Origin of the sequence: Pseudomonas sp. 14P_8.1_Bac3 (assembly GCF_025466085.1) — a bacterium.
Taxonomy (GTDB): domain Bacteria; phylum Pseudomonadota; class Gammaproteobacteria; order Pseudomonadales; family Pseudomonadaceae; genus Aquipseudomonas.
The window spans coordinates 254,415-273,728 of sequence record NZ_JANLOD010000078.1 but is presented as its reverse complement, the minus strand read 5'-3'; the positions used below and the strand labels follow the sequence as shown (position 1 = coordinate 273,728).

The 19,314-nt window shown below is 62.2% G+C and carries 18 protein-coding genes and 1 pseudogene; 12 read left to right on the top strand and 7 right to left on the bottom strand.

Annotated features, from left to right (window positions below):
* Positions 1-125: 125 nt before the first annotated feature.
* Entirely contained in the window at positions 126-1,094 is a 969-nt protein-coding gene (locus NTD84_RS29785) for an isopenicillin N synthase family dioxygenase (protein ID WP_262172641.1), read from the top strand.
* A gap of 78 nt (positions 1,095-1,172) precedes the next feature.
* A complete protein-coding gene (locus NTD84_RS29780) occupies positions 1,173-2,126 on the top strand; it encodes an adenosine deaminase (RefSeq protein WP_262172639.1) in 954 nt (317 codons plus the stop codon).
* Positions 2,127-2,167: 41 nt separating this feature from the next.
* Here the strand turns inward: NTD84_RS29780 and NTD84_RS29775 are convergent, their stop codons facing one another.
* Positions 2,168-2,902, bottom strand: a complete 735-nt coding sequence (locus NTD84_RS29775) for an ArsR/SmtB family transcription factor (protein ID WP_262172638.1) — start codon at positions 2,900-2,902, stop codon at positions 2,168-2,170.
* 315 nt (positions 2,903-3,217) lie between these two features.
* Positions 3,218-4,147: a LysR family transcriptional regulator gene (locus tag NTD84_RS29770; RefSeq protein ID WP_262172637.1), complete on the bottom strand. Its 930-nt coding sequence runs from the start codon at positions 4,145-4,147 to the stop codon at positions 3,218-3,220.
* 117 nt (positions 4,148-4,264) lie between these two features.
* On the opposite strand from NTD84_RS29770, the gene NTD84_RS29765 reads away from it, so the two are divergent.
* The 3 genes from NTD84_RS29765 to NTD84_RS29755 all read left to right on the top strand — a co-directional run bounded on the left by NTD84_RS29765 (position 4,265) and on the right by NTD84_RS29755 (position 5,909).
* Positions 4,265-4,558 carry a putative quinol monooxygenase gene (locus NTD84_RS29765; RefSeq protein WP_262172636.1) on the top strand — a complete coding sequence of 98 codons (294 nt, stop codon included), beginning with the start codon at positions 4,265-4,267 and terminating at the stop codon, positions 4,556-4,558.
* A 32-nt stretch (positions 4,559-4,590) separates the two neighbouring features.
* The gene (locus tag NTD84_RS29760) at positions 4,591-5,604 is read left to right on the top strand and encodes a zinc-binding alcohol dehydrogenase family protein (RefSeq protein ID WP_262172635.1); all 1,014 of its coding nucleotides are present in this window, start codon (positions 4,591-4,593) and stop codon (positions 5,602-5,604) included.
* Positions 5,605-5,738: 134 nt separating this feature from the next.
* Positions 5,739-5,909, top strand: a complete 171-nt coding sequence (locus NTD84_RS29755) for a hypothetical protein (RefSeq protein ID WP_262172634.1) — start codon at positions 5,739-5,741, stop codon at positions 5,907-5,909.
* 8 nt (positions 5,910-5,917) lie between these two features.
* On the opposite strand, the gene NTD84_RS29750 is transcribed toward NTD84_RS29755, so the two are convergent.
* Together NTD84_RS29750 and NTD84_RS29745 are read right to left on the bottom strand one after the other, a co-directional pair.
* Positions 5,918-7,114 (bottom strand): multidrug effflux MFS transporter, encoded by a 1,197-nt coding sequence (locus NTD84_RS29750; protein WP_262172633.1) that lies wholly within the window; start codon positions 7,112-7,114, stop codon positions 5,918-5,920.
* A gap of 211 nt (positions 7,115-7,325) precedes the next feature.
* Positions 7,326-7,523 (bottom strand): heavy-metal-associated domain-containing protein, encoded by a 198-nt coding sequence (locus tag NTD84_RS29745; RefSeq protein WP_262172632.1) that lies wholly within the window; start codon positions 7,521-7,523, stop codon positions 7,326-7,328.
* 147 nt (positions 7,524-7,670) lie between these two features.
* On the opposite strand from NTD84_RS29745, the gene NTD84_RS29740 reads away from it, so the two are divergent.
* The 3 genes from NTD84_RS29740 (at position 7,671) to cueR (ending at position 10,961) form a co-directional block, all read left to right on the top strand.
* Positions 7,671-8,054 carry a hypothetical protein gene (locus NTD84_RS29740; protein ID WP_262172631.1) on the top strand — a complete coding sequence of 128 codons (384 nt, stop codon included), beginning with the start codon at positions 7,671-7,673 and terminating at the stop codon, positions 8,052-8,054.
* Between the two features lie 103 nt (positions 8,055-8,157).
* Complete coding sequence (locus NTD84_RS29735; RefSeq protein ID WP_262172630.1) at positions 8,158-10,551, top strand: heavy metal translocating P-type ATPase; 2,394 nt, start codon at positions 8,158-8,160, stop codon at positions 10,549-10,551.
* On the top strand, positions 10,548-10,961 hold the full coding sequence (gene cueR, locus NTD84_RS29730) for a Cu(I)-responsive transcriptional regulator (RefSeq protein ID WP_262172629.1): 414 nt from the start codon (positions 10,548-10,550) through the stop codon (positions 10,959-10,961). The genes NTD84_RS29735 and cueR overlap by 4 nt, the downstream gene beginning before the upstream one ends.
* Before the next feature lie 46 nt (positions 10,962-11,007).
* Here the strand turns inward: cueR and NTD84_RS29725 are convergent, their stop codons facing one another.
* Positions 11,008-11,901 (bottom strand): PA4780 family RIO1-like protein kinase, encoded by an 894-nt coding sequence (locus NTD84_RS29725; protein ID WP_262172628.1) that lies wholly within the window; start codon positions 11,899-11,901, stop codon positions 11,008-11,010.
* Positions 11,902-12,345: 444 nt separating this feature from the next.
* On the opposite strand from NTD84_RS29725, the pseudogene NTD84_RS30205 reads away from it, so the two are divergent.
* Both NTD84_RS30205 and NTD84_RS30200 read left to right on the top strand, forming a co-directional pair.
* Positions 12,346-13,434 (top strand): annotated as a pseudogene (locus tag NTD84_RS30205) (cache domain-containing protein); the annotation flags it as partial.
* A 90-nt stretch (positions 13,435-13,524) separates the two neighbouring features.
* Positions 13,525-14,292, top strand: coding sequence for a methyl-accepting chemotaxis protein (locus NTD84_RS30200; RefSeq protein ID WP_410017389.1), 768 nt, complete (start codon positions 13,525-13,527; stop codon positions 14,290-14,292).
* Positions 14,293-14,418: 126 nt separating this feature from the next.
* Here the strand turns inward: NTD84_RS30200 and NTD84_RS29715 are convergent, their stop codons facing one another.
* Both NTD84_RS29715 and NTD84_RS29710 read right to left on the bottom strand, forming a co-directional pair.
* A complete protein-coding gene (locus tag NTD84_RS29715; RefSeq protein WP_262172626.1) occupies positions 14,419-15,210 on the bottom strand; it encodes an AraC family transcriptional regulator in 792 nt (263 codons plus the stop codon).
* A gap of 193 nt (positions 15,211-15,403) precedes the next feature.
* Positions 15,404-16,681 (bottom strand): acetyl-CoA C-acetyltransferase, encoded by a 1,278-nt coding sequence (locus NTD84_RS29710; RefSeq protein WP_262172625.1) that lies wholly within the window; start codon positions 16,679-16,681, stop codon positions 15,404-15,406.
* 251 nt (positions 16,682-16,932) lie between these two features.
* Here NTD84_RS29710 and NTD84_RS29705 point away from each other — a divergent pair, with 251 nt between their 5' ends.
* Both NTD84_RS29705 and NTD84_RS29700 read left to right on the top strand, forming a co-directional pair.
* Complete coding sequence (locus NTD84_RS29705) at positions 16,933-18,285, top strand: 3-oxoacyl-ACP reductase (RefSeq protein ID WP_262172624.1); 1,353 nt, start codon at positions 16,933-16,935, stop codon at positions 18,283-18,285.
* Between the two features lie 2 nt (positions 18,286-18,287).
* Positions 18,288-19,142, top strand: coding sequence for a MaoC family dehydratase (locus NTD84_RS29700; protein WP_262172622.1), 855 nt, complete (start codon positions 18,288-18,290; stop codon positions 19,140-19,142).
* The last annotated feature ends 172 nt before the right edge of the window (positions 19,143-19,314 follow it).

The following is a 19,314-nucleotide window of genomic DNA, read 5'->3' as shown; positions in this document are numbered from 1 at the left end:
CAAGCCCTGTAGGAGCCAGCCTGCTGGCGATTGCGGTGCGTCAGACAGCACTGATGCCGACACACGTCGTGATCGCGAGCAGGCTCGCTCCTACAATGGATCTTCAGCGTCTTCAAGGACTGCGCATGAACAGCCTTCCCATCATCGACATCACTGCGCTCTACAGCGACGACCCAATCGCCTGGCAATCGGTCGCCACGCAGATCGACCGCGCCTGCCGCGAGTGGGGCTTTTTCTACATCAAGGGTCACCCGATCGGCACTTCGCGCATCGAGTCGGTGCTCGATCACGCCCGGCGTTTCTTCGCCCGGCCCGTCGCCGAAAAGCTCAAGATCGACATCACCCAGACCCGCCATCACCGTGGCTACGGCGCCATCGCCACCGAACAACTCGACCCGTCCAAACCCAGCGACCTGAAAGAAACTTTCGACATGGGCCTGCACCTGCCGGCCAGTCACCCGGACGTGCTCGCGGAAAAACCGTTGCGTGGCCCCAACCGCCACCCGGCGATGCCCGGTTGGGAGGCGCTGATGGAGCAGCATTACCTCGACATGCAGGCCCTCGCGCAAACCCTGCTGCGCGCGATGACGCTGTCGCTGAACATCGAGCGCGACTTCTTTGACCAGCGCTTCAAAGATCCGGTCAGCGTGCTGCGGATGATCCACTACCCGCCGCGTCACACCGCCAGTTCCGCCGAGCAGCAGGGCGCAGGCGCGCACACCGATTACGGCTGCATCACCTTGCTGTATCAGGATGGCGCGGGCGGCCTGCAAGTGCGCAACGTCAACGGCAAATGGATCGATGCGCCGCCCATCGAAGGCACGTTCGTGGTCAACCTCGGCGACATGATGGCGCGCTGGAGCAACGACCGTTATTTGTCGACGCCGCACCGGGTGATCAGCCCGCTGGGGGTGGATCGTTACTCGATGCCGTTCTTCGCCGAGCCGCATCCGGACACGCGCATCGAATGCCTGCCCGGTTGTCAGGATGCCCGACACCCGGCGAAATACCCGGCCACCACCTGCGCCGAGTTCCTGCTCTCGCGCTTCGCCGACACCTACGCTTATCGGCGGGAGCAGGAAGCGGCTGAATGAACCGCTGGGTCAGTTTTTACCAATTGTTGCAGCGAGCATCTGTAGAATGCCGCCATTGCACCTGATGAGATGTCGACAATGTACGATTGGCTGAACGCCCTGCCCAAGGCAGAACTGCACCTGCACCTTGAGGGCTCGCTGGAGCCCGAGCTGCTGTTCGCCCTGGCCGAACGCAACAAGATCGCCCTGCCGTGGAGCGACGTCGAAACCCTGCGCAAGGCGTACGCCTTCAACAACCTGCAAGAATTCCTCGACCTGTACTACCAGGGTGCCGACGTGCTGCGCACCTCCCAGGATTTTTACGACCTGACCTGGGCCTACCTCCTGCGCTGCAAGGCGCAGAATGTCATTCACACCGAACCGTTCTTCGACCCACAGACCCACACCGATCGTGGCGTGCCGTTTGAAGTGGTGCTCAACGGCATCGCCGCCGCGTTGAAAGATGGCGAGCAGCAACTGGGCATCACCAGCGGCTTGATCCTGAGTTTCCTGCGCCACTTGAGCGAAGAACAAGCCGAGAAAACCCTCGACCGGGCGCTGCCGTTCCGTGATGCGTTTGTTGCCGTCGGCCTGGACAGTTCGGAGATGGGCCACCCACCGAGCAAGTTCCAGCGGGTGTTTGATCGCGCCCGTCACGAAGGCTTCCTGACCGTCGCCCACGCCGGCGAGGAAGGCCCGCCCGAATACATCTGGGAAGCACTCGACCTGCTGAAAATCCAGCGGATCGACCATGGCGTGCGGGCTATCGAGGACGAGCGATTGATGCAGCGGATCATCGACGAGCAAATCCCGCTGACCGTCTGCCCGTTGTCCAACACCAAGCTTTGCGTGTTCGATCACATGTCCCAGCACAACATCCTCGACATGCTGGAACGCGGCTTGAAAGTCACCGTGAACTCGGATGACCCGGCCTACTTCGGCGGTTACGTGACCGAGAACTTCCACGCGTTGTACACCGATCTGGGCATGACCCAGGATCAGGCCAAACGCCTGGCGCAAAACAGCCTGGATGCGCGGTTAGTCAAACCGTAAGTCCTGTGGGAGCGGGCCTGCCCGCTCCCATCGATGGGTATTTACAGCGCCATTTCCAACTCGGCCTCCTTGGCGAATCGATGGATTTCACGCTGCCCCAGCGCCGTGACGTGCAACGCGCGCGAATCGTTCGGCAGGCTCAGCCAGCCAGACTGCATGAACAGCTGCAACAATGCCGCCCCCAGTGAACCACCCATGTGCGGGCGTCTTTCACTCCAGTCGGGACAGGCACAGGCGGCTCTGCTGGTGCTGTTCGCCAACGCCTGGACGAACACCCCGCGCGATGCCAGTTCCGTGGCGCCCTTATGCGTGATCGACACGCGATGATCGAACTGCTCGATCCATCCCGCCTCCAGCAAGCGCTGATACAGATCGGCTGCCAGCGTACCGCCCAGATGATCGTCGCACAGCCGGGCGCGCAACAAGGACGAAGGCGCGGCCTGACGTTTCGGGACAGGGGTGGTGCGTTTGAAAATCTCGGGGATGTCCCGAGGCGTGCTGGCAATCGTCGCACTGGCCAGCGCCTCTATCGCGGCCCCGACTTCGGGTGCGGCGAGGCGGAAGAAGCGCTTGCGGCCGCGGGTTTCGACTTTCAACAGACCTCCGGCGGACAACCGCCCCAAGTGTGCACTGGCCGATGACGGCGACAGCCGGGCCAGCAATGCCAGCTCTTCGGTCTGTCGTGCCGCGCCGTCCATCAAGGCCCACATCATTGCGCTGCGCTTTGGGTCAGCCAGCAACGTGGCGATCTGGCTGATGCAAGGTGCATGTTCCATGTATTCACTCCCTGTTGAATCGTTTCGTCTACTGCTCAGAGACATCTTGACCAGTAATGTGTCGTCGGCCAAGACGTGGAAACCGCCATGAACCGGGCCAGGCCTTCCACGCCCCCAACCGATGCTTCGAAGACCCGCAAAGGTCGGGAATTGACCGAGGAGCCTGGCCGGCTCGAACGCGGACTCGCCATGGGCGAGCCCGACGGTGCGCACATGAGGCGGGCGCTAGTATAAGCGGGTTGATCGCCGGTTCCTGCCCCCCGGAAACCATTGGTGGTGATTGATCCTGAGGGAAATTTCGCTATTTGCCTGCGACTAATGATCGGTCCCCGGCAACGCGGGAAATTGGCTGCCTAAATGAGTACATCGGCTGGCAAGCATTTCCCGCAAAAGGTTCACCGGCTTACTCAATTGTGCGCGATGTGCGCACAGCAGATTCAGCGGTGCGCGCTCACAGAGCAGTTCCGGCATCAACACCTTCAAGCGACCGGCCAACACGTCAGCGGCCACATCGAGCCAGGATTTGTAGGCGATACCGGCGCCCGCCACCGCCCACAGGCGAACCACGTCGGCATCGTCGCTGAAGCGGTCACCGCTGACGGTCAGGCTGACGTCGCGTTTGCCATCGTGAAAACTCCAGTGGTCGTGAACCCGGCTGCCGAGCATGAACAGCAGGCAATTGTGTTGCGCCAGCTGTTCCAGTTGCCGTGGTTCGCCATGCCGGGCCAGGTAGCTCGGCGCCGCACACAGCACGCGTCGGTTGTCCGGCGCGATGGGCAGCGCCACCAGGCTCGAGTCTTCCGGTTCCCCGTAGCGCAGGGCGATATCCACCGGTTGGCGGAACAGGTCGGCGATGCGGTCGCCCAACAGCAGGCGTACCGTGAGTTTCGGGTGTTCACGCTGGAACTCGTCCAGCCACGGCAATAACAGGTTGCGGCCAAAGTCCGAGGGCGCCGACAGCTGCAGGACACCACTGACCTGGTCCTGACCGCTGGCCAATAACCGGCGGCCCTCGTCGAGATTGCTCAGTGCGGCCCGGGCGTATTCGAGGAACCCTTCACCCTCGGCCGTCAGGCGCAAGCTGCGGGTGGAGCGGGCAAGCAGCCGGGCGCCGAGTTGTTGTTCGATGCGCTTCAACGCCGCACTGGCCACCGCCGCCGACATGTCCATGCCCCGGGCTGCCGCCGACAGACTGCCCAGGTCGGCCGCCCGGACAAACAACTGCAAGTCATCGAAACGCAGCATCAAAGCCTCGATTATCAAAATAATATTGAAAGAGACTGCTCTTTTAGCGGGTTTTATCTTGCGAAGAAATAGCCAATCATTTGTCCCATCGAAATCATCCCGCTCCCGGAGTCGACCATGTCCCAGCCTTTCACTGCCATTGCCACGCTGATCGCCAAACCTGGGCAGCAAGATGCCCTTGAGCAGCACCTGCGTGCGCTGCTCGAACCAACACGCGCGGAGGCCGGTTGCGGCCAATACGATCTGCACCAGGACCTCGCCAATCCGCAGGCCTTCTACATGATCGAACAGTGGAGCAGCGATGAAGCGCTGCAGGCCCATGACGCCAGCGCACACATCCAGAACTTTCGCGCCAAGGCCGGGGAGCTGATCGAACACTTCGACCTCAAGCGCCTGCGTGCCGTGGCTTGAGCCCTTCTTCTATTACCGTTCAGGAATCCGTTATGAAAGCCATCGCCTATTACCACTCGTTGCCGATCAGCGACGCCAAATCCCTGCAAGACATCGAGCTGCCAGAACCGGTCGCCGGGCCGCGCGACCTGCTGGTGGAAGTCAAAGCCATTTCGGTCAACCCGGTGGACACCAAGATCCGGCAGAACGTCCAGCCGGAAAACGGCGCGGCCAAAGTGCTGGGTTGGGACGTCGCCGGTGTGGTCAGGGCGGTCGGCAGTGAAGTGACATTGTTCAAGGCTGGCGACAATGTGTTCTACGCCGGCTCTATCGCCCGCGCCGGCGGCAACAGCGAGTTGCACGTGGTGGACGAGCGCATTGTCGGCCATATGCCGAAAACCATCGGTTTCGCCGAAGCCGCCGCCTTGCCGCTGACGGCCATCACGGCCTGGGAATTGCTCTTCGAACGCCTGCAAGTGCGCGAAGGTAAAACCGATGAAGGCCAGAGCCTGCTGATCGTCGGCGCGGCCGGCGGTGTCGGTTCGATCCTGACGCAACTGGCGAGTCAGCTCACCGGCCTGCAAGTCATCGGCACCGCGTCCCGCGAGCAGACCCAGACCTGGGTGCGTGACCTGGGCGCCGATCGGGTGATCGACCACAGCCAGCCGTTGAGCGAAGCGCTGAAACGCGCGGGCGTCGCGCAGGTGACCCACGTCGCCAGCCTGACCCAGACCGATCATCACCTGGATCAACTGGTCGAGGCATTGGCGCCGCAAGGCAAGCTCGCGTTGATCGATGATCCGAAGGCGCTGGACGTGACCAAGCTCAAGCGCAAGAGCCTGTCTCTGCATTGGGAGTTCATGTACACCCGCTCACTGTTCGAAACGCCGGACATGATCGAGCAGCACAAACTGCTCAACCGGGTCGCCGCGCTAATCGACGCCGGAACTTTGAAAACCACGGTGGGCGAGCACTTCGGAACGATCAACGCGGCGAATCTGCGTCGCGCCCATGAGCTGCTGGAAAGCGGCAAATCCAAGGGCAAGATTGTCCTCGAAGGCTTCTGAAACACGTTGATACAAGTGTCGTCCGAAAGGACGACACCGTCAGTCCGAACGTTGACCATTGTCATAATTGCGATCGTATTCGGGTCTACAATCGTGCTCTCTGCGACGCAATCTTTTAACCGAGGAGGTCAGCAATGAAGATCCTGATAAAAGAATTGGCAAAATCCCAGTGGCAAGTCCGCCTGGACCAACACGCGGTGACGTTCCGTAGCGAAGCCGAAGCTCGTGCCTTCACCCAAACCCTCGAAGCACGATTGCACGCCCCTCATCAGATTCCCGTCCAACAGCAACGCGCTGTCGGCTGAGGCCATCCTCACACCTGGGCTTGCGCCAGCGCCCGGGCATTTTGCAAACGCCGGGTGAGCATCGCCACGCTCACCACCAGAATTCCGCACAGACTGATGACCATGGCCATCGGCATTGCGCTGCCGTCGTACAAGATTCCCACCAGCGAAGCCGCCCCGGCGGCGACACTGAATTGCAGGCAACCGAGCATTGCCGACGCACTGCCGGCACGGGCGCCCTGGCCGTTCATGGCACAGGCCGAGGCGTTGGGCAGGATACAACCGAGGCTGGCGATGCAGATGAACAGCGGGATCAGCAGCGGCCACAGTTGCTCGGTGTGTAGCGAGCTCACGGCCAGCAATGTCAGCCCCGCCGCCACGTAAACCCACACCGCACGCGCCAGCAGGAAAGCCGGGCCACGCTTGGCCAGCAACCGCGCGTTGACCTGCGCGACCAGGATGAAGCCCGCCGCGTTGGTGCCGAACAACCAGCCGAAGTGCTCGGCCGGCACGCCGTAGAGCTTGATGAAGACAAACGGCGAACCGGCGATGTAGGCAAACATCCCGGCGATGGCGATGCCGCCGGTCAGGGCGTGGCCGAGGTAGATCGGGTTCGACAACAGCCGACCGTATTGGCGCAGCGCCCCGGACAGCGGTTGACGTGGCACATGCGCAGGCATGCTTTCCGGCAAGCCGAGCGCCACGGCCAGCGCGGCCAGGGCACTGAAACCGGTCAGTGCCAGGAAAATCGACTGCCAGCCCGTGGTGTTGACCAACAGGCCGCCGAGCATTGGCGCGAGAATCGGCGCCAGCCCCATGACCAGCATCAGTTGCGAAAAGACCTTGGCCGACCCTACCGCATCGCACTTGTCACTGACGATCGCCCGGGAAATCACCATCCCCGCGCAGCCACCCAACGCCTGGACGAAACGCGCACCGAGCAGCCATTCCAGATTCGGCGCATAGGCGCACGCCAGCGATGCGACGGTGAACAAACCGACGCCCGTCAGCAACGGCACCCGCCGGCCAAACCGATCCGCCACCGGGCCGTACATCAGTTGGCCAATGGATAATCCGAGAAAATAGGCCGCCAGTGTGAGTTGGACATGTTGCTCATCGGTGCCGAACGTCAGCGCGATGGCGGGGAATGCCGGCAGATAGAAGTCGATTGCAAGCGGCCCAAAAGCACTCAGGGCGCCAAGTATCAAAACGGTACGGAAATTCATCAGGCATCCATGTGGGACTGAGGGCGGCAGCCCCACAGTTTAGCCGCGCATGAACCCGATGAACATTCTGATAGCTCGCTAACTAACAGAAACCTGCTGGATAAACGCAATACCCTGTGGGAGCGAGCCTGCTCGCGATAGCGGTGTTTCAGCCACATCACATCTGACTGAGACGCAGCTATCGCGAGCAGGCTCGCTCCCACAAGGGGCCTCAGGCGACGTGCACTTCGTAACCTTCCTCGCGGATTGCTGCGATCACTTGCTCCGCCGTCAACGTACTCTCGACGCCCACTTCCCTGGCGGCCAGATCGACCCGCACGCTGGCTGCCGGATCCTGGGCTTGCACCGCCTGGGTGATGGCTCTGACGCAGTGACCACAGGACATGCCCTGAACGTTGAATACTTGCATGGGATGACTCCTTGATTGAGGTGGCGAGCAGTCTCAAGCTTGCCATGATGGCAAGGTCAAGTTCCTGAATAATCTGCCGGGCTGGCAATCGGCGCCGCGCTCGGCCAAGCTGCGTGCATCAATGACTCGATCTCAGGAGATTCAGCCATGCGCTGGTCAGCTTTCAGCCTGTTTGGCTTACTCAGCCTTATCGCCGCCGTGCCCTCGGTCCATGCTGCGGGGGAGGATTATGGCGTCCTGATCATTTCCCGCGAGCGCCTGGAAGTGTCGACCAACTGCGAAATCGGTGTGTACATCCAGGATCAGCTGTCAGCGCGGCTGTTTCAGGAGCAAAGCACGTCGTTCAACCTGCCGCCGGGCAATGTTTCGCTGCGCCTGAAACTGCTGCCGGGCCAGGCGCAGGGCTGCAATCCGGGGATGCTGGCACCGGGCTCGCAGATCATCACGCTCAAGGCCGGGGATGTATTGAAGTTCCGGATTGCGATGACGCAGGAAGGGATGTATCTGAAGCCGGCAGCCTTGGAATATTGAGACTCGCTCCCACAGTGGTCGTTGACGGATTGAATATTGGCGCTTGACCTTGCCAGCATGGCAAGGTTGATCCTGTAGTCATCTACTACAGGGAGCGCGACCGATGTCCGAATCCACCACGTTTGATCTGCCGATTGCCGGCATGACCTGCGCCAGTTGCGCCGGGCGTGTCGAGCGTGCCTTGAGCAAAGTCATCGGCGCCTCAGCCGTCAGCGTCAACCTGGCCACCGAGCAGGCGCGGGTCCAGGCGCCCAGCGACAGCTTGCCGGCGTTGATGGAGGCCGTACAGCAGGCCGGTTATAGCGTGCCGCAGCAGAGCCTGGAACTGAGCATCGACGGCATGACCTGCGCGTCCTGCGTCGGCCGGGTCGAACGGGCGCTGGGCAACGTGCCTGGGGTCAAAAGCGTCAGCGTCAACCTGGCCAACGAACGTGCCCATCTTGAACTGCTGGGGCAGATCGATCCGCAAACCCTGATCGCCGCCGTGACCAAGGCCGGCTACAACGCCAGCGTCTGGGAGGTCGAGCACCCACAAACCGATACTCAACAACAGCGCCTGCACCGTGAGCGCTGGGCCTTGATCCTGGCCATCGCCCTCGCCTTGCCGTTGGTATTACCGATGCTGCTGCAACCATTCGGCGTGCACTGGATGCTCCCGGCGTGGGTGCAATTCGCCTTGGCCACCCCGGTGCAATTCATTTTCGGCGCACGCTTTTATGTTGCCGCGTGGAAAGCCGTGCGCGCCGGGGCCGGTAACATGGACCTGCTGGTCGCCCTCGGCACCAGCGCCGGTTACGGCTTGAGCCTCTATGAATGGGCCACCGCCACCGGGCGCATGCCGCACCTGTATTTCGAAGCGTCGGCGGTGGTGATCGCGCTGGTGCTGCTGGGCAAATACCTCGAAAGCCGCGCCAAACGCCAGACGACCAGCGCCATCCGCGCCCTCGAAGCACTGCGTCCGGAACGGGCGATTCAAGTGATCGACGGCCGCGAACAGGACGTCGCCATCAGCGCCTTGCGCCTGAATGACCTGGTGCTGATCAAACCCGGCGAACGCTTCCCGGTGGACGGCGAAGTGGTCGAAGGCCAGAGCCATGCCGATGAAGCGCTGATCAGCGGCGAAAGCCTGCCGGTGCCGAAACAACCCGGCGACAAGGTCACCGGCGGCGCCATCAATGGTGAAGGCCGGCTGCTGGTGCGCACCCAGGCCTTGGGCGCGGAAACCGTGCTGGCGCGAATCATCCGCCTGGTGGAAGACGCCCAAGCTGCGAAGGCGCCGATCCAGAAACTGGTGGATAAAGTCAGCCAAGTGTTCGTGCCGACGGTGTTGCTGATTGCCCTGGCGACCCTGATCGGTTGGTGGCTGTACGGCGCGCCGCTGGAAACCGCATTGATCAACGCCGTCGCCGTGCTGGTGATTGCCTGCCCTTGCGCCCTAGGCCTGGCGACGCCCACCGCCATCATGGCCGGCACCGGTGTGGCGGCGCGCCATGGGATTCTGATCAAGGACGCCGAAGCCCTGGAACGAGCCCATCAAGTCAGCGCTGTCGTATTCGACAAGACCGGCACCCTGACCTCTGGCGCGCCGCGCATCGCCCATTTGAGCGCCATCGACGGCAACGAAGCGGCCCTGCTGCAAATGGCCGGCGCCCTGCAACGCGGCAGTGAGCACCCCCTGGCGAAAGCGGTTCTGCAGGCGTGTGCCGAACGCGGCTTGAGCGTGGCGGATGTCAGCGACAGTCAGTCGCTGACCGGCCGCGGTATCGCTGGCACCCTCGACGGCCGGCGGTTGGCGCTGGGCAATCGGCGCTTGCTGGAAGAGAGCGGTTTGAGCGCAGGCCCATTGGCTGACTCCGCCGCCGCGTGGGAAACCGAAGGCCGGACCCTGTCCTGGCTGATCGCGCAAGGTCCGCAGCCGGGCGTGCTGGGCCTGTTCGCGTTCGGCGACACCCTCAAGCCCGGTGCACTGCAAGCCGTGCAACAGCTCAACGCGCGCCACATCAGCAGCCACCTGCTGACCGGTGACAATCGCGGCAGCGCCAAAGTGGTCGCCGAGGCGCTCGGCATCAGTGATGTCCATGCCGAGGTGCTGCCGGCCGACAAGGCGGCCACTGTGGCGCAATTGAAAAAAACCGGCGTGGTGGCGATGGTCGGCGACGGTATCAACGACGCCCCGGCCCTGGCCGCCGCTGACATCGGCATCGCCATGGGCGGTGGCACCGACGTCGCCATGCAGGCGGCCGGGATCACCCTGATGCGCGGCGATCCACGACTGGTTCCCGCAGCGCTGGAGATCAGTCGCAAGACCTACGCGAAGATCCGGCAGAACCTGTTCTGGGCCTTTGTCTATAACCTGATCGGTATTCCGCTGGCGGCGTTCGGCTTCCTCAACCCGGTGCTGGCCGGTGCGGCGATGGCGTTGTCGAGCGTCAGCGTGGTGAGCAATGCGCTACTGTTGAAAACCTGGCAACCCAAGGATCTGGAGGACAACCGATGAACATCGGCCAAGCAGCCCGGCGCAGTGGCCTGAGCGCGAAGATGATCCGTTATTACGAGTCCATTGGTTTGCTCAAGGCGGCCCATCGTACGGACAGCGGCTATCGGCTCTATAGCGACGCCGACTTGCACACGCTGGCGTTTATCAAGCGCTCGCGGGACCTGGGCTTTTCCCTGGAAGAGGTCGGCAAACTGCTGACCCTCTGGCAGGACCGCCAGCGGGCCAGCGCCGATGTGAAGGCCTTGGCGCGTCAACACATCGACGAGCTCAACCAGAAGATTCGCGAACTCGGCGAGTTGCGCGACACGCTGCAAGACCTGGTCGAGCACTGCCACGGCGATCACCGCCCGGACTGCCCGATTCTGAAGAATCTTGAGTCGGGTGGCTGCGCTGAATCGGTTCGTGCCTGAGAGACCGACAAAAAACCCGGCCGAAGCCGGGTTTTTTATTGACCGATCACTGCATCCACGGGGGTGGCGGCTCTTCGGTCTTGTTCGGTGGCGCGTCATCTGCCGCGCGGACCGCTTGCTTGCGCTCTTCGTCCAGGCGAGCCGCCTCGATTTCGCGCATGATCCCGCCAACGTCGGCCAATTCCTCCGGTTCGTCGAACTCACCGGTCAGGGCACTGGACGGGTGCAAGGTACCGGCCTCGTACAAGGCCCACATTTCCTTGGCGTACTTGGTCTTCTTCAACTCCGGCGCAAACCGCCCGAAGTACGAGGCCATGTTGCCCACGTCCCGCTCCAGCATGCTGAACGCGTGGTTGTTGCCCGCCGCGTCGACCGCTTGCGGCAGGTCGATGATGACCGGGCCGGTCGGCGTCAACAGCACATTGAACTCCGACAGGTCACCGTGCACCAGACCGGTACACAGCATCAGCACGATCTGCGAAATCAGGAACGCGTGATACTCGCGCGCCTGGTCCGGCTCGAGCACCACGTCGTTGAGGCGTGGCGCGGCATCGCCGTATTCGTCCGCCACCAGTTCCATCAGCAGCACGCCTTCGAGGAAGTCATAGGGCTGAGGAACCCGCACACCCGCGCCAGCCAGACGAAACAGTGCCGCCACTTCGGCGTTCTGCCAGGCGTCCTCGGTTTCTTTCTTGCCGAACTTGGAGCCCTTGGCCATGGCTCGGGCCTGCCGACTGTTGCGCACCTTGCGGCCTTCCTGATACTCGGCCGCCTGGCGGAAACTGCGTTTATTCGCCTCCTTGTAGACCTTCGCGCAACGTAACTCGTTGCCGCAGCGCACCACATAAACAGCTGCTTCTTTACCACTCATGAGTGGGCGCAGCACCTCGTCGACCAGACCGTCCTCGATCAGGGGTTCAATGCGTTTTGGAGTCTTCATCAGCTTTTATTGTGGGTCCTTTATTACCAAACACGCGAAAGTCATTCGTTATACGGCAATCCACTCATTCGGGGGAGGGGTTGCCGACCTATGAACCGTGTGGATGCACACAATGTGCCGAAAAAAACCGGCAAATCCCGCCAGGTTCATCGACCGACAAGGATCATAGCCGAGCCGGCAGGACTTGTCGGAGAAGGGATAAGAGGGGATTTGCGACAGAATCCGACATACCGGCACATACCCTTCGTAGGATTTTTCACGATTGCCCTCAATTTCCTCCTCCGGCAGCCGAAGTCATCATTAACAAAGTGATTTGTCCGACGATCGTTCCTACAGAAGACGATGGCGCGCCCAAGGAATCGGGATCAAAAAACCATTTACGGCTGCCAATAATTCCGCGAGTCATCTGCACTGCGTGGGCCTACAAGAAAATCTGGAGCGCGGATGAACATCAAACAGAAGTTGACGTGGGCGTTTGCAATCATCGCCTGCGTGCCCGTGGTGCTGGTCGCCACCCTCGTTGTGCTGAACTTGCGCAGTGATGCCAAGGATAATTTCATCGACGGCAGTGGCCGCGAGATCCGTCAGGTCAGCAACGCCATGCAGCTGTTCTTCGACGGCATCAGCCAGAACGTCGATTACCTGGCGAACCAGCCACTGATCAAGGAATCCGACGCCGGCCTCAAGACTTACATGAGCGCCAACGCGGAAACCATCCCGCAGGGCGAGGCGGATAAAAAGGTCTTCGCGCTCCTGCAGAGCCTGGGCAACAGTCACCCGTCCTACGCCTACGCCATCCTCGGCACCGCCGCTGGCGGCTACGTCTCCTGGCCCGACGATGCCAAGCTGAACAACTACGACCCGCGCCAGCGCCCTTGGTACAAGGCGGCCCAGGCCAAACCGGGCAAGCCTTTCCGCACCGAGGCTTATTACTGGGCCCAGGACGACGCGACCTACGTCAGCACGGTGCGCACCATCGATAACAAGCTCGGCACCAACGGCGGCGTGGTCAGCATCGACGTGACGCTCAAGCAGCTCACCGAAATCGTCAAACAGATCAAGCTCGGGGAAACCGGCTACCTGATGCTGCTGGAAAACACCGGCACCGTGCTGGTCGATCCGAAGCAACCGGAACACAACTTCAAGGCCTTGAGCAGCCTCGGCGAAGGTTATGCGCAACTGGCCAAGGCCGGTAAAGGCCTGGTCGAAGTCGAGCTCAACGGCGAGCGCTACATGGCCAACGTCTGGCCGTCGGAGCAACTGGGCTGGACCTTTATCGGCCTGATCAAACAGAACGACGTGATGAGCTCGGCCACCCAGCTGACCTGGCTGATCGCGATCATCGCCGCCGTGCTGGCCGTGCTCTTCGCCGTGGTCGGCGCCAGTTTCGCCAGTGTCATCGTGCGGCCGATCCGCAGTGTGGCCAGCGGCCTGGAAGGCATCGCCCAGGGCGAAGGCGACCTGACCCAGAACCTGCAAATTCGTGGCAGCGACGAAACCGCGCAACTGGCCAACTGGTTCAACCAGTTCCTGGCGGCGATTCGCAACTTGATTCAAAGCATCGGCGGCGCCGCGACCAGCATTCTCGCGACGTCCAAGAGCTCGACCCAGGTCTCCAGCGACATGGCCGAAGCGGCAGGTCGTCAGCGGGAAGCCGTGGACATGGTCTCCACTGCGTTCCACGAAATGGTCGCCACCGCCAACGAAGTGGCGCGCTCCTGCAGTCAGGCCGCCGAATCGGCCGACAGCGGCCAGCGCCAGGCCCGTGAAGGTCAGCAGCAGATTGATGCAGCGGTGACCAGCGTCGATCGCCTGAGCCAGGAGATCGAGCAGTCGGCGCAGTCGATGCAACAACTCGAGCGTGACAGCAACGACATTCAGTCGATTCTCGGGACCATCCGTTCGATCGCTGAACAGACCAACCTGCTGGCGCTGAACGCCGCGATTGAAGCGGCTCGCGCCGGTGAACAGGGTCGCGGCTTTGCGGTGGTGGCGGACGAAGTGCGGGCATTGGCCAAACGCACCGCCGATTCGACGGCGGAAATCGACGGCTTGCTCGGCAACCTCGCCAAGCGCACCAGCCAGGTCACGCAACAAATGCACGCCAGCCTGGAAGTGTCCCAGCAGTCGGTGAGCCGCATCGGCGAAGCGCGCAGCAGCTTCGGACAGATTCGTGAGTCGGTGGACGTGATCCGCGACATGAACACCCAGATCGCCACCGCGGCGGAACAACAGCACCAGGTGGCGGAAGACATCAATCGGCACATCAGCCAGATCCATGGCGATGCGCAGTTGGTGGCGGAACTGGCGAACTCGGCGCGCCTGGATTCCCAGAGCCTGGCGGGGCTGTCGAATGAGCTGGACGGGTTGGTTCGTCGGTTCAGGACCTGATTCCCGAAACGCCGCAGGCCCAATGTGGGAGCAGGCTTGCTCGCGAAAGCGGTATGACAGCCGATATCTTTATTGACTGACACACCGTTTCGCGAGCAAGCCCGCTCCCACATTGGACCTGCGGTGTTACTGCTTGAACAATTCCCCTGGCGTGAACCCGAACAACCCTCTGAACGCAGCGATAAACGCCGACGTCGAGTCATACCCACACGCCAGCGCGGCATTGGTCACGCTGTTCCCCTCCTCCAGCAGACTCAACGACGACAGCAGCCGCATCCGCTGTCGCCAGCCGCGAAAACTCAACCCGGTTTCACGCTGGAACAGACGCATCAGGGTTTTCTCCGACGTCCCCAAGCGCTGCGCCCAGGCCTGCAACGTCACGTTCTGCTCCGGGTTTTCGATCAGCTCATTGCACAACCCCAGCAGCCGCTCATTCCGCGGCAAAGGCAGCGAAAAACCGACTTCGGGCAGGTTCGCCAACTGATCCAGCAATACACTCACCAGCCGGGCTTGCGGCGTGTCGCCCTGTGGATACTCCACGGGCAGCAGGCAAAAACTCTTGATCAACTCCCGAGCCAGCGGCGTCACCTCCAGCACCCGACAGCGATCGTCGGCCCATGGGCAGTCCTCGCGGCGCACGTACAGGCTGCGCATCTCGGCGCGCATCGAGGTCACCACCTGATGCTCGAAATCCGCCGGAATCCAGATGCCCCACTGCGGCGGTGCGAAGAAACTGCCCTCGGCGGTGTGTACACCGAGAACGCCGCTGATGGCGTAGGAAAACTGCACCCAGTCGTGTCGGTGGGACGGGGTCCATGAACCGGCATTCAGGCTTTCGGCGCGCGCATAAAGCGGGCGCGGCAGCACGGTTAATGCAGGAATTGCGCGTTCGAGGGATTGTTGTCCGTTGTTCGGCATTGACTGGTCTTATGTCGCAGGATGGCGGTTGGCCGACGTTAGGCCAAGTCGCCCACATATTCAACAACGACGCAGATCCCCTGTGGGAGCGGGCTTGCTCGCGAAGGCGGGGTGTCAGTCAGGGAAAATGTCGACTGACGCACCGCCTTCGCGAGCAAGCCCGCTCCCACAGGTTTCTCGAAGATGTCAGACATCAGCGCTCGATGATGGCCGTGACGCCCTGCCCACCCGCCGCACAAATCGAGATCAGCCCCCGGCCCTTGCCCGCCGCATCAAGCAGCTTGGCCAGATTCGCCACAATCCTTCCCCCCGTGGCGGCAAACGGATGCCCCGCCGCCAGCGAACTGCCTTTGACGTTAAGCCGGGCGCGATCGATGGCGCCCAGCGGTGCATCAAGGCCGAGGCGGGTTTTGCAGTACTCCGGATCTTCCCAGGCCTTCAACGTACACAGCACCTGCGCCGCGAAGGCTTCGTGGATTTCGTAGTAATCGAAATCCTGCAAGGTCAGGCCGTTGCGCGCCAGCAAACGGGGCACCGCGTACACCGGCGCCATCAATAGCCCTTCGGCACCGTTGACGAAATCCACTGCCGCCGCCTCGCCATCGCGCAAATAGGCGAGGACTGGCAAACCGCGCGCCCTCGCCCATTCTTCACTGCCCAGCAGCACCAGCGACGCGCCATCAGTGAGCGGGGTCGAGTTGCCGGCGGTCAATGTGCCTTTGGCGCTTTTTTCGAAGGCGGGTTTGAGCGAGGCCAGCTTTTCCAGGGTCAGGTCCGGACGCAGGTTGTTGTCGCGGGTCAAGCCGAGGAACGGCGTCATCAGGTCGCTGTGCCAGCCCTCGGTGTACGACGCCGCCAGTTTCTGGTGACTCTCCAGCGCCAGCTGATCCTGCTCGGCGCGGGGAATGTGCCAGGTCTGCGCCATTAATTCGCAGTGCTCGCCCATCGACAGGCCGGTACGCGGCTCGCCATTGCGGGGAAATTCCGGGATGAGATGGCCGGGGCGCAGTTGCAGGAAGGTTTTCAGTTTGTCGCCCGTGGTCTTGGCGCGATTGGCTTGCAGGAGGATTCTGCGCAGGCCTTCGTTGATACCGATCGGTGCGTCGGACGTGGTGTCGACGCCACCGGCAATGCCGCACTCGATCTGACCGAGGGCGATTTTATTGGCCACCAGCAACGCCGCTTCCAGCCCGGTGCCGCACGCTTGCTGAATGTCATAGGCCGGGGTGGTCGGCGACAGCCGCGAGCCGAGCACGCATTCGCGGGTCAGGTTGAAATCCCGGGAATGCTTGAGCACTGCCCCGGCCGCGACCTCGCCCATGCGCAGGCCGTGCAGGTTGAAACGCTCGATCAGGCCTTCGAGCGCTGCCGTGAGCATCGCCTGATTGCTCGCGGTGGCGTATGGCCCGTTGGAGCGAGCGAAAGGAATACGGTTACCACCGATGATCGCGACGCGGCGCAGCTGAGTCATGAAAAGCTCCTGATAAAATGTCTGAAAATCAAACCAATTCCCTGTGGGAGCGGGCTTGCTCGCGAAGAGGCCGGCACCTTCAACATCTGTATTGGCTGATACACCGCTTTCGCGAGCAAGCCCGCTCCCACACGGGATTGCATTCCAAAACCGCTCCACAATGGCTCAAGCGTAGGCCTTATCTCGCGAATCGAACGACTGATTGCCATTCGTGGTCCACACTTGGAACCCCAGCTGCTGGAGCGCGTTCCATGTCTGACCGCTATATCGACTTCGCCAATTCATCCGTCGGCCATCGTCTGGTCGGGGCCCTGGGTCTGCCTTCGCCGGTGCGCCTGGAGCGCTGGCAAGCAGGCCGGCTGCGTCCGGTCGAAGGGGCGCTGCTGATCGGCGGCGGGCCGCTGGTGGAAAAAGTCAGCGCCTTCGCCAATCGCCTGACCGACGCGATCTACAGCTACGGCACCGAGCCCTCCATGGCCACAGCATGGATTCCCGGCCACGGTCCCCAACTGAAAGCCGTGGTGTTCGACGCCAGCGACCTGGTGCACACCGATCAACTCAAACAGCTGCGCGAGTTTTTTCAGCCATTGATGAAAAACCTCGATCACAGCGCACACCTGGTGATTCTCGGTCGTGCACCGCAGACCCTGAGTGACCCCTTCGCCGCCAGTGCACAACGGGCCATCGAAGGCTTCAGTCGCTCGCTGGCCAAGGAACTGCGCAGCGGCGGCACGTTGCAGCTGATCCATATCGGCGAAGGTGCCGAGGATCAACTGGAAGGTCCGTTGCGGTTTTTCCTCTCGCCAAAAAGTGCCTTCGTCTCCGGGCAAGTGATTCGCCTGAACGCCTGCGACACCCCGGTCACCGACTGGACACGGCCGCTGGCGGGTCGCAAGGCGCTGGTGACCGGCGCGGCGCGCGGCATCGGTGCCTCGATTGCCGAAACCCTGGCCCGGGACGGCGCCGAGGTGATTCTGCTCGACGTGCCACCGGCCAAAACCGATCTTGAAGCCCTGGCCGCCCGCCTCGGGGGACGCAGCATCACCCTCGACATCTGCGCTGCAGACGCCGCCGCGCAGTTGATCGAACAGTTGCCGGACGGGGTCGACATCGTGGTGCACAACGCCGGCATCACCCGGGATAAAACCCTGGCCAACATGACCCCGGAATTCTGGGACGCGGTGCTTGCGGTCAATCTCAATGCCCCGCAAGTGTTGACCAAGGCACTGCTCGACAGCGGCACCTTGCGCGACAACAGTCGGGTGATTCTGCTGGCGTCCATAAGCGGCATCGCCGGCAATCGCGGGCAAACCAATTACGCCGCGAGCAAGGCCGGGTTGATCGGCCTGGCCGAAGCCTGGGCACCGTTGCTGAATGCGCGCGGGATCAGCATCAACGCCGTCGCGCCCGGGTTTATCGAAACGCAGATGACCGCGCACATCCCCTTCGCTTTGCGCGAAGCCGGCCGGCGCATGAGTTCGCTGGGCCAGGGCGGCCTGCCACAAGACGTCGCCGAAGCGGTGGCCTGGCTGGCACAACCGGGCAGCGGCGCGTTTACCGGGCAAGCGTTGCGGGTGTGTGGGCAAAGTGTTTTGGGGGCTTAGTGATGATCACCGACTGGCACGTACTCAACCGCGAACCGAGCTTGCCCGGGTTGTATCTGCAGGCCGCGACGCGGCGCAAGATCACCGGCACCACCCTGCCCGACACCGGGTTGCGTTGCTGGGTCGATGTCGATCCGAAACGCCTGGCGGCCTACCGAACTGTCTGCGGCTTTGCCGACAATGGTCTGTTGCCGCCGACATACCCGCACGTCTTGGCGTTTGCATTACAGATGCAATTGCTCACGGCGAAGGATTTTCCGTTTCCGCTGTTGGGGCTGATTCACCTGAGCAACCGGATTCGCGTCTTGCGGCCCCTGGGCGGTGTGAATCGCGCGCGGGTCAGCGTGCAGGTGCAGAATCTGCAACCGCACGCCAAGGGTGCGACGTTTGATCTGGTGACGACGCTCGATGATCAATTGGGACCGCTGTGGGAAGCGGAAAGCCAGATGCTCTGTCGTGGCGTGAAACTTGAGGGTGAGCCGGTCGAGGAAGTGCTGGCATCGACCCTGGCGCTGACCGAAGTCACGCGCTGGAAGGCCCCGGCGGACATTGGCCGGCAGTACGCCAAAGTGTCCGGCGACTACAACCCGATCCACCTCAGCGCCGCGAGCGCCAAGCTGTTCGGCTTCCCCACCGCGATAGCCCATGGGCTGTGGAACAAGGCGCGCACGCTCGCGGCCCTGGCCGATTATCTGCCGACGGCGAATGTCGAGATCGCCGTCCAGTTCCGCAAACCGGTACGCCTGCCCAGCGAAGTGACGCTGCTCGCCAGCGCGGCGGGCTCCAGTGGCGATTTTCAACTGGTGGGGGCTGGGGATCTTGAGCACATGGTCGGACATTGGCGACCAGTCGCTTGAGAACACCTGCAGGAGCAGCCTGCTGGCGAGAAATTTCGGACGGGACGCTGTTCCTGATGACGCCATCGCCAGCAAGCCAGCCCCTGCAACGTTCATCTGCGATCAGGAAAATCGGGCGTGATACATGGTTAATTGTGTGTATATAACTTAAGTTTTACCGCCTTGCTCCCCG

Bases quoted from the DNA above. Each gene is read 5' to 3' on its own strand.
- cueR (WP_262172629.1), top strand. From the start codon at position 10,548: ATGAACATCGGCCAAGCAGCCCGGCGCAGTGGCCTGAGCGCGAAGATG.
- NTD84_RS29760 (WP_262172635.1), top strand. From the start codon at position 4,591: ATGAAAGCCATCGCCTATTACCACTCGTTGCCGATCAGCGACGCCAAA.
- NTD84_RS29740 (WP_262172631.1), top strand. From the start codon at position 7,671: ATGCGCTGGTCAGCTTTCAGCCTGTTTGGCTTACTCAGCCTTATCGCC.
- NTD84_RS30200 (WP_410017389.1), top strand. From the start codon at position 13,525: ATGGCCGAAGCGGCAGGTCGTCAGCGGGAAGCCGTGGACATGGTCTCC.
- NTD84_RS29745 (WP_262172632.1), bottom strand. From the start codon at position 7,523: ATGCAAGTATTCAACGTTCAGGGCATGTCCTGTGGTCACTGCGTCAGA.
- NTD84_RS29725 (WP_262172628.1), bottom strand. From the start codon at position 11,901: ATGAAGACTCCAAAACGCATTGAACCCCTGATCGAGGACGGTCTGGTC.
- NTD84_RS29705 (WP_262172624.1), top strand. From the start codon at position 16,933: ATGTCTGACCGCTATATCGACTTCGCCAATTCATCCGTCGGCCATCGT.
- NTD84_RS29735 (WP_262172630.1), top strand. From the start codon at position 8,158: ATGTCCGAATCCACCACGTTTGATCTGCCGATTGCCGGCATGACCTGC.
- NTD84_RS29780 (WP_262172639.1), top strand. From the start codon at position 1,173: ATGTACGATTGGCTGAACGCCCTGCCCAAGGCAGAACTGCACCTGCAC.
- NTD84_RS29755 (WP_262172634.1), top strand. From the start codon at position 5,739: ATGAAGATCCTGATAAAAGAATTGGCAAAATCCCAGTGGCAAGTCCGC.
- NTD84_RS29710 (WP_262172625.1), bottom strand. From the start codon at position 16,681: ATGACTCAGCTGCGCCGCGTCGCGATCATCGGTGGTAACCGTATTCCT.
- NTD84_RS29785 (WP_262172641.1), top strand. From the start codon at position 126: ATGAACAGCCTTCCCATCATCGACATCACTGCGCTCTACAGCGACGAC.
- NTD84_RS29715 (WP_262172626.1), bottom strand. From the start codon at position 15,210: ATGCCGAACAACGGACAACAATCCCTCGAACGCGCAATTCCTGCATTA.
- NTD84_RS29775 (WP_262172638.1), bottom strand. From the start codon at position 2,902: ATGGAACATGCACCTTGCATCAGCCAGATCGCCACGTTGCTGGCTGAC.
- NTD84_RS29765 (WP_262172636.1), top strand. From the start codon at position 4,265: ATGTCCCAGCCTTTCACTGCCATTGCCACGCTGATCGCCAAACCTGGG.
- NTD84_RS29770 (WP_262172637.1), bottom strand. From the start codon at position 4,147: ATGCTGCGTTTCGATGACTTGCAGTTGTTTGTCCGGGCGGCCGACCTG.
- NTD84_RS29750 (WP_262172633.1), bottom strand. From the start codon at position 7,114: ATGAATTTCCGTACCGTTTTGATACTTGGCGCCCTGAGTGCTTTTGGG.
- NTD84_RS29700 (WP_262172622.1), top strand. From the start codon at position 18,288: ATGATCACCGACTGGCACGTACTCAACCGCGAACCGAGCTTGCCCGGG.